Genomic DNA, 13,333 nt, shown 5'->3' on the forward strand with positions numbered 1-13,333 from the left:
TTATTACTGAATATTCTTAGAAAGTAAAGGTTCCGCTTTGAGAGGAGACTGTTCTATGGCGGATGACAACACAAGAATTTCCGAGACAGAAATCGCTGTACACTGGCATGAGGAAGAGTATTATTCTCCGCCAGAAAGCTTTATTCAGCAAGCAAACTTTCGCGACGCCGATGCTTTAAGGAAGTTTGAATTAGACAATTTTCCTGATTATTTCGCGGAATATGGCCATCTTTTGCAGTGGGACCGTCCGTGGGATCAGGTCTTTGATGGGAGCAACCCGCCCTTTTGGAAGTGGTTTGTGGGCGGTAAACTGAATGCGTCTGTCAATTGTATTGACAGACATTTGGCTAAAAATCGCAATAAGACGGCCTTTTACTTTATCCCGGAGCGCCCGGAAGAGCCTAAACAAGTGGTAACGTATCAGGATCTATTTGTGCGGGTCAATGAGTTTGCGGCGTTGTTGCGTGATTTAGGTGTCAAGCAAGGAGACCGCGTGACCATCCATTTGCCAATGGTTGTTGAACTTCCTGTGGCGATGTTGGCTTGCGCTCGGTTGGGAGCCATTCATTCGGTCGTGTTTGGCGGCTTTAGCGGGCAGGCATGTGCTGACCGCATTGTGGATTCCGAGAGCGATGTTTTAATCACGATGGATGGGTATTATCGGGGTGGCAAGTGGCTAAGTCACAAAGACAAAGCGGACATTGCTGTCGACAAGGCTAAAGAAGCGGGGCATATTGTTAAGCATGTATTAGTCTTCGAGCGGCATTCCGGAACTTACACGAGTAACGCCCCGCTTGTTGCCGGTCGAGATATCTTAGTTAATGATGTTATCCAGCAATACCGCGGACGTCGTGTAGAGCCTGTTTCGATGCGGGCTGAAGACCCCTTGTTTTTAATGTACACGAGTGGGTCGACGGGTAAGCCCAAGGGTGTGCAACATTCGACAGGGGGCTACCTCTCCTATGCGACGGCCACGAGTAAGAACATTTTGGACATTCAGCCCGAAGATGTCTATTGGTGCATGGCTGACATTGGCTGGATTACGGGTCATTCGTATATTGTCTATGGTCCCTTATCACTAGGCGCGTCTTCCGTCATATATGAAGGGGTGCCATCTTACCCTGATGCCAATCGTCCCTTTGCGATTGCGGAGGAATTAGGAGTGAACATTTTTCATACATCTCCTACCGCGATTCGAAGTCTACGGATGGCGCAGAATATCGCTCCCCAAAACTACCAGTACCACTTTAAGCTCATGGTGACCGTGGGAGAGCCCATTGAACCCGATGTGTGGCGTTGGTATTACCATGTCATCGGACGCGATGAAGCCGTGATTGTCGATACATGGTGGCAGACCGAAACGGGAGGATTTTTATGTAGCACGGTACCGGCTCTCGATAAAATGAAACCCGGAAGTGCGGGCCCGGGTATTCCCGGAATTCATCCTGTCATTTACGACGATGAAGGACATGAAATTGCTGCGGGCTCTGGACGAGGGGGGAATATTTGTATTCGAAACCCATGGCCTGGGGCTTTGCAGACCATTTGGAAGGACCCTAACCGCTTTGTCTCGACCTATTACGGGAAGTATTGTAAGAATCCCGAGAGTAAAGATTGGCACGACTGGCCGTATATGGCCGGAGATGGCGCAATGTTGGCCTCTGATGGGTATTTTCGCATCCTGGGACGCATCGATGATGTGATTAACGTAGCAGGACACCGCCTGGGCACGAAAGAAATTGAGTCGGCGGTCCTTAAGCTGGATGATGTCGCGGAGGCTGCAGTCATTGCGGCACACGACGACATGAAAGGCACCGTTCCGGAATTGTATGTGTCTTTACAACCTGGGGTGGTTCCGTCAGACGAGCTGAGCGCGCGCATTGTCGCTGCGATTGTTACGGAAATTGGGCCAATTGCCCGTCCGCGCAAGGTGTGGATTGTTCCAGATTTGCCGAAGACCCGTTCAGGAAAGATCATGCGCAGAATTCTTGCGTCCATCTCGAACAATAAAGAGATTGGGGATGTGACGACTCTGGCGAATCCAGAGGTTGTGGATACGATTCACCAGATGGTCCGTCCTTAATTGACGGGTCTATGACCCGAAAAGGTGCAGGCCATTGGTCTGCACCGCACGTCATCTTGACAGACACAAAGCTCCTACACATGATTGGAGGTTGGATGACATGACTGGGAAATTGGCCAATCCTGGCCCGCTGGGGCTGGCAGGATTCGCATTTACTACGTGGATGTTAAGCATGATCAATGCGGGGTGGTTTAACGCCCATGCGATGGGAATGATTATCGCGCTGGCAATGGCATTTGGGGGCACCGCGCAGTTGGTGGCGGGGATTTTGGAATACCCGCGCGGCAATACGTTTGGCACTGTGGCGTTTTTCTCATACGGAGCGTTCTGGTGGTCTTTTGCCTTGTTTGCTCATTATTTTGGCGCTCAAGTGCCTGCGGCGTTTGTCGGATGGTACCTTTTTATGTGGGGTGTCTTTACCTTTTACATGTGGATTGCCACGTTTCGAGCCAATCGGGCTTTGCAATTGGTTTTTCTCTTCTTATGGATTACTTTTATCGTCTTAGCCATTGGAGCGTGGACTACGGTCGGTATTACCGAGATCGGTGGCTACTTAGGCATGATAACCGCGATCTTAGCGTTTTATGCATCGGCAGCGGATGTCATTAATCCTGCATTTGGCCGTGATGTTCTTCCCTTACACGCATATAATGCCTCACCAAACCCAACGAAACCCCGTCGTAACGCGGGCTGATATTATCTTTCATTCTTTAAATAGGGCGGTCTGCTTTACAGCAGACCGTTTTTTTTCGTGGCGTGTGCTCGGTAACCATCATGAACAGAGAGCTCTATTTGAGCATTGAGGGCGGGAGACGGCCTTGGAGCCAGTGGGTTTGGCTTCGTATCTGATAGCAGTGACTTTCGGGCCGCAAGACAACAGTCCACCCAAGATGCCGTACGCTACGGAAAAGACCGTCGTGGTGGCGGGGAAAACCATCAGCGCGAAGCTTCAGCCACCGCCAGCATATGCTTCAAGCTTGTCTTTTGAGATGTATAACCATGCATTAACGGCTTCCAAAGGCATCCGGTGTCATAAGGGGCGTATCCCGCGCTTTTTACGACCTAAATCTCTTTGGATTTGGTCATTTTTGGCACGCTGGACCGACACATCCTGTTTTAAGCGATACACGAACACACGAACTGGTGTGCTTGCCCATTGACGCATTTCGCTTATAGCGTATAATTATGCAACAGTGTCTATAGAAAGTGGAGGGTATGATGACGCGTACACGATGGAATCTGTTAGGGACAAGCACGTTGCTGAGTTTAAGTTTAGGCCTTAGTGGGTGTGGAGCGAATTCCACGGGAGCGACGACCGCCCATGCTCAACCAATGCATGGAGGAACCGCTGTTATTGCATTGCCAGTGCAGACTTCGCCCAATTGGTTTTTTCCAGTGATGTCATTAACGGCGGATTCGGTGGTGAATTTTCAGGTCGATGAAATGATGTATAAGCCGTTATTGCACATTTCGCGTCATGATACCGTAAATTATGCGCGGTCGCTTGCATCATCGGTCACGTGGAATGCTGCAGGAACCCGCTATGTTGTTACATTGAACAAAAAATGGCATTGGTCTAATGGACAACCGGTGACAGCACAAGACGTGGTTTTTACGTATAACATCATGAAGGCAGCCAGTTCAGGGGCCTCTAGCCTGCCGTGGGCATTTGCTGGAGAGGGCTTTGGGGGCTTTCCCACGCTATGGAAGAGCGTCGTAGCGCAAGGACCGTATCAGGTCGTGATTACGTTAAATGCGCCCAAGAACCAGCAATGGTTCTTGCGCAACGGGATTAATCAACTTATTCCTGTGCCTGAACAGGTGTGGAACAAATATCCTGATAATATGACCCAAGAACTGAAGTTTATCAACAGCGTTGCGAATTCTCCGCTATCTTCCGTATATCGTGTGGTGGATGGGCCTTACAAATTTAACAGCTATTCGCCGAACAACTACTGGTCTTTTGTTCCTAATCCGGGGTATGATGGGCACCGTTCATTATTAGATAAGGTGACGTTTCAATATGAAACATCCTCTGCCAGTGAGTTTGATGCTCTCAAAACAGGGACGGTTAATGTAGGCTATCTTCCTCCGTCTTTGCTGAAAGTTCGCAGTGAGCTGACCCACGATGTTTTTTCCGTGGCCTATTCTTTTGGCTTTAATTACCTTGTAGATAACTTTAGCTTGAAGGCACCGGACGGCATTGGCAAAGCCTTTAACTCGTTGGTGGTACGGCAGGCTTTGCAAATGGGTGTGGACCAAAATGGGATTATTCAGCATCTCTATGAAGGATATGGCGTCGTGGATGACACGACGGTAGCGCCGCAACCCTCCACGGCGTTCTTTGACCCGGCTTTGGCTAAAAATCCCTATCCCTTTAATCCACAAGCCGGGAAAGACTTACTTCTTAAGCACGGCTGGCATTTGGTGCATGGCGTGATGACAAAAAACGGGATTCCTTTGAGTTTTACGCTGGACTATGCATCAGGCAGCCAGACGGCAACGGATATGGTGCAGTTGCTCAAGAGCGACTGGGCGCTGGAAGGAATTCATGTGACATTGGTGTCACAGCCCTTTGATACCGTAATCAGTGACAGCCCGAGTAATGCATCGCAGTGGGCGATGGTCGATTGGAACGGGGGATGGACGTACGGAACGGATCCGTATCCAACCGGTGGAGGGCTATTTGCCACCAACGGAGCCGAAAACTCTGGCTCCTACAACAGTCAAACCATGAATCAGTTGATTGCGGCGTCTTATCAACCAGGCAGTACCAAACAGGTGCTCAAAGCTTTGTATGCATATGAAATGTATGCCGCAAAGCAATTGCCTGCCGTTTTTGTACCATGGATCCCGAATTTTAACGAACATTCCCTCTCCATCCATGGCACGGTGAAAACATTTGACCCGGTGGGTGACGTATTGTCTCCGAACTATTGGTGGATATCCACATCTCAATGAAAACCTCACGATCTTCTGCTATGCTGTTGATAAGAATCCAGAACCGGCGGCGCCGGAAATGGAGGGAGACAGCAGGCGTGAAGCAAGCGTTGGTTTTAGGGGGGACAGGTATGTTGGCCGGGTTAATCCCGGCCTTGATCGACCGGGGTTATTGGGTGACAGTGATCGCTCGCGATGCAACCCGTTTGTCGGCTTTGGGCACGGCCATGGCACCGAAACCACCCACTATTACGCCCTTGGCCTTGGATTATCACGACGGGAATAAGTTGCATAAGTGGGTGGCGCATGTGCAACTGATGCAAGGGCCACTGGATCTTGTGGTAGCATGGGTACACGAACCACGGGATGAGGTGTTGCGCATTGTCGGTGAGGAAGTTTTGGCCTATCGCCATGATGCTTGGCGCCTCATTGATGTGCGAGGTATTCAAAGCCGTCTTGAGAGTCCAAAAGACATTCTTCCTAAGACCTGTCAATATCAACGGGTGCAATTGGGATACGTTCAAATACCTGAGGGATACCGGTGGTTGACGCATGCGGAAATCGTTGAGGGCGTCTTAAAAACCGTTGACAATCCCCAATCTCCCGTGACAATGGTAGGGTTAACGACCCTTCCTATCCCTTTAGAATTATGTTGACGGTTTTCGTGAGCAAGGGCTATCCGTCCTTGCTCCTTGTCATGCGCTCTGCCCGACGGGGCTGTCGGGTTAAAATGAATGGTCAGGCTTACGCGAGAGGAGGCGGCATCGGGGATGGCTAATACATCAGAAACTCCTCGGCGCGGATGGCGCATTAGGTGGGTCCGGGTCATAGGGATTCTGGTGAGCCTGGGCATTGTTATTCCCGGGCTTGTGATGGTTTGGGGATATTTTAGTTTGAAGTCTGACGCTAAAGTGCTTAAACGAGAGCTTCATGCTAAGCAATATGTTGCGTTGGGGTTGGAAACCAGCAAGCTATCGGCAACGATTGGATTGATGCATGATGCACTCTACTTAACAGCGTGGGTTGATGCTATTCCCATAGCACGAGGGTATTGGTTGAACGGTATGACCTTGTTGGGAGCGGGTCATGATTATCTGTATGGAATGCGGCAAGGTTTGGATCCAATTCTTACGGTATTAAACCAAAAACACCTCTCGCCAGGTCAACGCGCACCATTGTTGAATCAAGCGGTGACCCAAGCGGGTTTAAATATGCAGAAAGAAACGCCGACATTCATGCGCGCTAATGCGGCACTACAACGCCTCAGTGCTCAGGATATCCCTCCCGCATTGATTCGTAAGGGGCTCGATATTCCTGCTATTCAAGCCATAAGTCAGACGTTTGTCAGCATTTTGCCAATGATGACCGGCCCCCATCCCGTATTTGCCAAGTTAATAGGGTTCCCACACGCGGTACGGTACTTTTTAGTATTTCAAAACAGCGGGGAGCTTCGGGCTACGGGTGGTTTTATGACCGCCTACGCATACGTACCGTTCCATGATGGGAAATTAGGGAAAATTACCTCACAAAACATTCAAGAACTAGATTCGCAAGTCACCTATCATCCCCCGGCTCCCACGGTTATTGGAGCATATTTGCCTGTCACGTATTGGCATCTGCGTGATGCCAATACATCCCCGGATGTCCCGCGCACGGTTGACAACATTGAACGGTTTTATCGTTCGATTCCTGGTGCGCCTGCTATTAATGGTGGCATGATTTTTATCGACACATGGTTTGTTGATGATCTTATTCGTGATGTCGGAGGGCTGAATGTGCCCACCGTAGCGGGCAAGACCATCCACTTGACGGCAAGCAATGCCAACTACGAAATGGAATACATGGCGGAAGGTATGGGGCTGCCGGCCAATCTACGAAAACTCTTTATTGGCACCATGATGAAAGAACTGATGCATAAGGTGTTTCATGGTCACGTCTCCGAACTTCTGAAAGTCGGTGAAACGTTCTACCAAGCATTAAACGACAAACAGGTTCTTTTATATTTCGATAACAAAGATGCCGAAGCCTTGGCGGCACGGTATCACTGGGCAGGTATTATTCCCCAAAAGGTCGATGGAAATTATTTACAAGTCGTGGATGAAAACTTGTTAGGACATAAGGATAACTACTATGTGCGCGAGTCCTACGTTGCGGACATTAAGCGGCGTCATGGCCAGTACGTGGAAACCGTTACGATTCATTGGATAGATCCGGCCATTGTGAACTGGTGGCTGACGGTTCCATATCATTCCTGGGTAAGGGTCTATGCTCCATATGGCTCTCAGTTTGTGTCGATGACCGGCATCGATAGCTATGCGCAAGTGACCAATGAGAAAAGTCTCAACAAAACAGTTTTTGGGGGACATGTAGATTTGCCTGGCCGATTTCTTCAGTCACAGCCGCCGTCGAAGGGCACCGTTGTGGTCACATTCACGTTGCCAAAGGGCGTCAATGTGAAGCGTATGTTGGTGCAAAAGCAGCCAGGGATGCTTGATGAACCGGTGCGTGTCACCGTCAACGGAGTGACGCGCCATTTCATGTTAGCCAACAATCAATGGCTCACCTTTTAAGGTAAAGGGAGATGGGGAGGGCGCGTGAAGAAAAAATCCGGTTTAGCTATTGGGTTGATGTCAGGTACATCAACCGATGGAATTGATGCGGCGTTGATTGCTGTGGATTTACAAAATCCTCGCCCTACGACATTAATCTCCAGCCTATTTCGGCCCTATTTGGGAAGCGAACGGCAACTGTTATTGGATGCGACCCAGCCCGATTGCTCGGCGCTCCACGTAAAGCGGGCAGATATGGCTTTAGGAGAATGGTTGGCCGACGCTGTCAACCAACTTTTGGCCGAGGCCCATGTGAATGCGCGGGACATTCGTGTGATTGGAAGCCACGGGCACACGGTTGCGCATTATCCCGATCAGCACATCAGTTGGCAAATTGGCAATCCCCATGTCTTAGCGCAGCGGACAGGCATTGGCGTAATCAGCGATTTTCGTCAACGGGACCTTCTCTTAGGAGGACAAGGGGCTCCTTTGGTGCCGCTCTACGATTATGTGATGTTTCATAGCTCTGGCGAGACGCGGGTGCTGCTGAATCTCGGAGGTATTGCCAATTTGACAGTTCTGACGGCCGGCAATTCTTGTGATGCAGTGACGGCGTGGGATGCGGGGCCCGCCAATATGATCTTGGATGGCCTCGTGATGATAGCGACCCAAGGGCAGAGCCTAATGGATGAGGGGGGCCGCCAGATGGCGCAAGGAACGGTTCACAAGGGATTGTTAGAACGGTGGCAGCAGCATCCGTTTTTTTTCAAGCCCATTCCCAAGTCAACCGGGCGTGAAGAGTTTGGCATGGAATACGTTCAACGCCTGTGGCAAGATGGGATAACGCTCGGGCTGTCCCTTTCGGACCTACTTGCCACCGCTGGAGAGCTCATTGCACAGGCCATTAGCCGATCACTAACGCAAGTGACGGCCGCTCCCGTGGCATTGATTGCCGGAGGGGGAGGAACGCATAATGCCGCGCTGATGGAGAAGATTTCCCGGGCTCTGCCCTTGTTACGTCCTTGGGAACCAACGGGGGCTTATGGCGTCCCCGAAGATGCTAAAGAGGCCATGGCGTTTGCATATTATGGGTGGTTGTCGTTAAATGGGGTGCCTATTCACCTTCCGCACGTCACCGGAGCCTCGCACACTGCGATTATGGGAAGCTATACTCCGGGTATTGAAGCAGAGGTCGATGGGCGTTATGACGGTCTGTGACGTGCTGTAAAATAGTAGAAGGCCCCCCACAAAACACTGTGGTCTCACACGTTTGGCGTTGTGAGACCACAAAGTTCTGCGTTGTCACCTTATGGCACTAGCACGCGCGATGTGGTTAGTTCACCTGTTCCGTGGGCCGAATAATGATTTCGTTGACGGATACAGATTCGGGCTGCTCTATAGCGTAGGCAATGGCCTCAGCGATGGATTGGCTCCGTAGGGGCTGCCCAGGCACCCGAGCGCTTAGGGCTGTAAGGGCATCTTGGTCGGTAATTGTGGTGAGCAGCTCCGTTTCCACAAGGCCCGGCGAGATGATGGTAGCTCGAATGTGGTAGCGACCTGACACTTCTTGCCGTAAACCTTCGGTAATAGCACGCACGGCAAATTTGGTTCCGCTGTAAACCGCACCGCCCATCCCCACTTTATGACCCGCAACGGATGAGATGTTAATGATATGACCTGATTGCTGCTCCATCATCACCGGCAACGCAGCGGCCATGCCAAACAGCACTCCTTTAATGTTTACATCGACCATACGCTCCCATTCCTCGACATGTAGCTTGTCTAAATAGGACAACGGCATCAGACCCGCGTTGTTAATCCAGACATCGATCCGTCCAAACTGCGTTAACGCAGCGTTTTTTCCCTGTTCTACTGATTCACGGTTCGTGACGTCCATTGCGGTGTACGCAGCGTGTTGGCCAGATTGCAGGATCTCTTCAACAATCGTTTTCAGGCGTTCAACCCGGCGGGCTGCTAAGACGACCTTTGCTCCTCGAGACGCCAAAAGACGCGCTGTAGCTTCTCCAATGCCACTGCTAGCGCCTGTAATGACAACGACTTTCCCAGATATCTTGTCCATATGTATACGTACCCTTCCTCTCTTGCAAGTCTCGTTCTATTGTAACAAATATAGACCAGACTTCTTGACGACTGGACGATGCCTATGCAGAGCACGGGCGAACGGGAAGTCGGAGTGTTTAAAATAAATCGCGACGGGAATTTTGCCGGAGGCAACCTACAGGGTTGCTTTGAGCGGGTCATGTCCACGTTTTTCGTAGTTAATAAAGGGGAGCCGCAAACGCGTGCATGGACATGGATGGATCAGCGTGCGCAGACTCTAGTGGCGTATCTGTTTTCTCAAAAGGCTTTTCCACGCTGGGGTATGAACGTACCGGTTGTCCCGTTCATGCTATGTCCCCCTTCTGTGAAATGATTGGTGCAGCTCAAGCGTGAGGAAAGTTGTCATTCTGTGGCTTTGAAAGACTGGATTTGATATCGCCTGACGGCGGCCGGTGGGATGATGAAACGGCGAGTGGACCTTGGCCAGATGCCGGCTATTGTTTAGCTACGAGATGCGGCAGGGACTATACGTCGTGGCCGGAAATGATGGGACAAGGGGTTTTTCATGAGGAACCTCACCTCGTGAGCTCTACGTGTCATCCGAAGAGGATAGCGAGCCGGTGATTCATCGTCCCAGAGTCCATCCCCAGTTAGTGGAGCGCTTTGAGAACACCGTACAGAAGATACAGTAAGCGGTAAGATTGAAAAAAACACCTAGGAGGTGTCTTTATGTGGTTTGATACCCAAGGTTTATTGCCGCGCGTTGAAAAGGATCATCTCATAGTCTTGATAGCATCAAAGACTCACTGTTCAGGGTGTGAGTTAATGGAACATCGGACGTTAGGCGATTCTAGGGTGCAAGAGGAATTCACGCGGTTTCAGTGGCATGTGGTGCGCCGTACAGATCCTTCTTTGTCAGAAATTATTTGGTATCCAACAGTCGTGGCGTTATCGGATAGCCATCAATGGTTGAGGCACGAGGAAGGCTTCTTGCCGCCCTATGAATTTATTCCTTTTTTGCGGTTGGCTCTCACCGGAAAGTTGTTGCGAACAGGCCGTTATCAAGAAGCTATTAGTGTATTGGACGAGACACGACAAACTTTTGCCTTCAGCGGACGGATCCCTGAGTGTCTCTATTATCAAGGCGTAGCCAGTCATCTTGCCGGGCGTCTAAGAGATGTCGCACGTCTTTGGCGTCTATTGCGTGAGAATTACCCGGAAAGTGTGTGGGCGCATAAAGCCAGTCTTGCTTGGGAACCTCCTGCGACGTCTTAATGGTCATTATATTGTTAACGGTATTTACGCCAAATGTTACCCCACACCATTGAGTTATCACAGGTCAATGACTCTAGTGCGTCATTATCATTTGGTATTTTGCATCTACTTCCGAGTCGTATCGGGAATAGAGGAGCTATAGGCAAAGTGCTGTGGGGTGAGCCGAGATTATCGCAATACGGAACTACCTCGCCATCCGCAATACATAGAGGTACTCACGGCATGACGGGCCTCTTCGAATTAGTTTACGTGTTAAGATGCATTCTGAATTATTGTGAGAAATAATCCGTTTATGTATAAAAGCTTACACAAATAACGGTTATTATGGTTGAAAGTTAACATACATTGATGTAGAATAAACACAGGTTGAATCAAGAACTCACAAATATCTATCGGCGTGGCATGGCGTTGAGAGGGAAATGGTAGATATCGGAGGATATGACGAAACAACGTGACATTGCTTGGATAACAAATGCTGCGGAATTCGAAAGATGTGTTACCAAATGGAGGAATATCCTGTGCGCCACGATGCAAACAGACGTTCGATAGATGCCGAAGGAGGAGGGTGGCCGGTGACGCGGTTATTCGATTCAGTGCCTGCATCGGTGCGTGCAACTTTTGCTCAAGAAAAGTTGGGGAGTCTGCTGGAGGATAGTACTTATAGCCGCGAGTTGTTGTGGACGCTGCAGGTGTATTTAGATAGCAACGGGCAAGCGCGAGAGGCGGCAAGGCGTTTATATGTGCATCGAAATACCTTGGCATACCGATTGGAGCGGCTACAAACGATGTTGGGGTGTGATTTGAAAGACCTCGATGCCGTCATTGATTTACGATTGGCGTTGGAGTTTTATCATGACGGACTTTTAGAGAATGGAGGAAATGACCATGTCAAAGTCGCGACGGGTGCCCGTATTCCCTAAGTCGCCCAAGGGCGAATGGAAAGACTGTGATCAATGCTTCGGGCATGGAGAAGACATTTGCGGGGAGTGCGAAGGGGAAGGTTGTACGGTCTGCGACCAACGGGGCTATACGGTATGCCGCATGTGTCATGGCAGTGGTGAAGTGCGCGTCGATGAATATACTTGGGTAGCTGTGCAGTCATAACGTATATGACAATGTCAAAGGTCATGGAGCGCCCGGCGAACTCGTCGTCGGCGCTTTTTTGTTGGGGTTTAGTACCGGGCAGGATTGTTCGACACGAGAAAGTGCCATGCTAAAAATGGATTCTATCCGACGAAAAACAATTATCCTCCAAATGACGCGGGAGGCCTTTTCAGACTAGTCATATTGAGCTATAATACCCGTAGAAAGTAGAGCGTGATAAAAATGGGGGTAGTGAAAATGGCTCAGTACGGTAACGTACCAATGGGAGTGTCAGAAACCTTAGAGCGCAGAAGTTGGCATCAGAGCGAACTGATGGATGTCACCGTGTTTGGCCTGTTTTTCGTCCTCAGTGCTCTGTTTGTTATTATGGCCGGATATTTTGTCATGGCTTGGTTGTAAGCAGCAAACCCCTTCATGACGTGACCCTCACGGCCCCGCCTTTGAGTGGGGCTTTTTTGTTATATCCTTAGCAAACCTGAGGCCCAAAGACCGCCTGAGATATCCTCGAGGCATATTGTGCTATGATGAAAAGACCCTAAAATGACAGGATGGAGATCAATGGACAATCGCGAGGAATTGCCGGGCTTTACTGTGCCGCCAAGTGAGGCCAATGGGTATCCATTTTTTTCGTGGGCAGGGCTTCGAATCGTTGAAGCCAAAGGCGGTAAGTCCACGGTAGAACTTGATGTAGCGCATCACCACCGGGGTGGCGGCGGTACTGATGCGGTGAATGGCGGCATTATGGCGTACATGTTTGATGGGTTGCTGGGGGTGGCGGTGCGGTCGGCGTGGACACCCGGGGTTATAGGGCAAGTGACCATAACGCTCAACATCCAATATTTAAAAATGGTAAAAGCCAACAAAATTGTAACGGGTCACGGCCGTGTAACCCGCCAAGGAGCGACGACAGTCTTTGTCGAAGGCGAAATTCTTGATGAAGCAGGAACTATTTGCGCGACCTGTACGGGAATTTACAAGTTGTTTAGGAGATAACCGCAGCTCTTGTATTAACGCTTTGGCTTTTTCCAAGGAACGTCGGGGTCTGCCTCCTGGGCACGCAAATAGTGGTCGCCCTCCCTCGCAATCATAAAATATGTATGGTTGCGATGCTTCACGGACTTCATTCGCCGATGGTAATACTTCACGATCCGGCCTTCCACGCGTTCGATAAAGTTGATGGATTCTAAGTAGGCTAACCGCGAGCGCATCGATTCCAAGTCGATGTGGAAGCGGGATGCTAGGAGCTTTGCGTAGTCCGGCCCCAAGGTTTTAAGATATTTCAGCAGCTTGAGGTCTGTTTCATCAAGGTTTGGTTCCATCG

12 protein-coding genes are annotated in these 13,333 nt (G+C 50.1%); 10 read left to right on the forward strand and 2 right to left on the reverse strand.

Annotated features, from left to right (window positions below):
* Positions 1–55: 55 nt before the first annotated feature.
* The 6 genes from acs (at position 56) to ORD20_RS14005 (ending at position 8,790) form a co-directional block, all read left to right on the forward strand.
* Entirely contained in the window at positions 56–2,083 is a 2,028-nt protein-coding gene (acs, locus tag ORD20_RS13980) for an acetate--CoA ligase (protein ID WP_103375323.1), read from the forward strand.
* Between the two features lie 100 nt (positions 2,084–2,183).
* A complete protein-coding gene (locus ORD20_RS13985; protein WP_103375324.1) occupies positions 2,184–2,777 on the forward strand; it encodes an acetate uptake transporter in 594 nt (197 codons plus the stop codon).
* A gap of 521 nt (positions 2,778–3,298) precedes the next feature.
* Positions 3,299–5,044: a peptide ABC transporter substrate-binding protein gene (locus tag ORD20_RS13990; RefSeq protein WP_430626274.1), complete on the forward strand. Its 1,746-nt coding sequence runs from the start codon at positions 3,299–3,301 to the stop codon at positions 5,042–5,044.
* A gap of 77 nt (positions 5,045–5,121) precedes the next feature.
* Complete coding sequence (locus tag ORD20_RS13995) at positions 5,122–5,679, forward strand: short-chain dehydrogenase (protein WP_103375326.1); 558 nt, start codon at positions 5,122–5,124, stop codon at positions 5,677–5,679.
* A gap of 114 nt (positions 5,680–5,793) precedes the next feature.
* Entirely contained in the window at positions 5,794–7,593 is a 1,800-nt protein-coding gene (locus tag ORD20_RS14000) for a DUF4012 domain-containing protein (protein WP_158246245.1), read from the forward strand.
* Positions 7,594–7,617: 24 nt separating this feature from the next.
* Positions 7,618–8,790 carry an anhydro-N-acetylmuramic acid kinase gene (locus tag ORD20_RS14005; RefSeq protein WP_103375328.1) on the forward strand — a complete coding sequence of 391 codons (1,173 nt, stop codon included), beginning with the start codon at positions 7,618–7,620 and terminating at the stop codon, positions 8,788–8,790.
* 115 nt (positions 8,791–8,905) lie between these two features.
* Here ORD20_RS14005 and ORD20_RS14010 read toward each other — a convergent pair whose 3' ends face one another.
* Positions 8,906–9,652 (reverse strand): SDR family oxidoreductase, encoded by a 747-nt coding sequence (locus ORD20_RS14010; protein WP_103375329.1) that lies wholly within the window; start codon positions 9,650–9,652, stop codon positions 8,906–8,908.
* 710 nt (positions 9,653–10,362) lie between these two features.
* Here ORD20_RS14010 and ORD20_RS14015 point away from each other — a divergent pair.
* The 4 genes from ORD20_RS14015 (at position 10,363) to ORD20_RS14030 (ending at position 13,005) form a co-directional block, all read left to right on the forward strand.
* Complete coding sequence (locus ORD20_RS14015; protein ID WP_103375331.1) at positions 10,363–10,908, forward strand: tetratricopeptide repeat protein; 546 nt, start codon at positions 10,363–10,365, stop codon at positions 10,906–10,908.
* Positions 10,909–11,480: 572 nt separating this feature from the next.
* The gene (locus ORD20_RS14020) at positions 11,481–11,828 is read left to right on the forward strand and encodes a PucR family transcriptional regulator (protein WP_103375332.1); all 348 of its coding nucleotides are present in this window, start codon (positions 11,481–11,483) and stop codon (positions 11,826–11,828) included.
* A gap of 421 nt (positions 11,829–12,249) precedes the next feature.
* A complete protein-coding gene (locus tag ORD20_RS14025) occupies positions 12,250–12,411 on the forward strand; it encodes a hypothetical protein (RefSeq protein ID WP_158246246.1) in 162 nt (53 codons plus the stop codon).
* Between the two features lie 159 nt (positions 12,412–12,570).
* The gene (locus ORD20_RS14030; RefSeq protein ID WP_158246247.1) at positions 12,571–13,005 is read left to right on the forward strand and encodes a PaaI family thioesterase; all 435 of its coding nucleotides are present in this window, start codon (positions 12,571–12,573) and stop codon (positions 13,003–13,005) included.
* A 14-nt stretch (positions 13,006–13,019) separates the two neighbouring features.
* Here ORD20_RS14030 and ORD20_RS14035 read toward each other — a convergent pair whose 3' ends face one another.
* Positions 13,020–13,331: a DUF2250 domain-containing protein gene (locus ORD20_RS14035; RefSeq protein WP_103375334.1), complete on the reverse strand. Its 312-nt coding sequence runs from the start codon at positions 13,329–13,331 to the stop codon at positions 13,020–13,022.
* Positions 13,332–13,333: the final 2 nt, after the last annotated feature.

Source organism: Sulfobacillus thermotolerans (genome assembly GCF_039623705.1).
GTDB classification, from domain to species: Bacteria; Bacillota; Sulfobacillia; order Sulfobacillales; family Sulfobacillaceae; genus Sulfobacillus; species Sulfobacillus thermotolerans.

Coding starts and splice junctions, on each gene's coding strand:
- ORD20_RS14030 (WP_158246247.1), top strand. CDS start 12,571: ATGGACAATCGCGAGGAATTGCCGGGCTTTACTGTGCCGCCAAGTGAG.
- ORD20_RS14035 (WP_103375334.1), bottom strand. CDS start 13,331: ATGGAACCAAACCTTGATGAAACAGACCTCAAGCTGCTGAAATATCTT.
- ORD20_RS14000 (WP_158246245.1), top strand. CDS start 5,794: ATGGCTAATACATCAGAAACTCCTCGGCGCGGATGGCGCATTAGGTGG.
- ORD20_RS13985 (WP_103375324.1), top strand. CDS start 2,184: ATGACTGGGAAATTGGCCAATCCTGGCCCGCTGGGGCTGGCAGGATTC.
- ORD20_RS13990 (WP_430626274.1), top strand. CDS start 3,299: ATGATGACGCGTACACGATGGAATCTGTTAGGGACAAGCACGTTGCTG.
- ORD20_RS14010 (WP_103375329.1), bottom strand. CDS start 9,652: ATGGACAAGATATCTGGGAAAGTCGTTGTCATTACAGGCGCTAGCAGT.
- ORD20_RS14025 (WP_158246246.1), top strand. CDS start 12,250: ATGGCTCAGTACGGTAACGTACCAATGGGAGTGTCAGAAACCTTAGAG.
- ORD20_RS14015 (WP_103375331.1), top strand. CDS start 10,363: ATGTGGTTTGATACCCAAGGTTTATTGCCGCGCGTTGAAAAGGATCAT.
- acs (WP_103375323.1), top strand. CDS start 56: ATGGCGGATGACAACACAAGAATTTCCGAGACAGAAATCGCTGTACAC.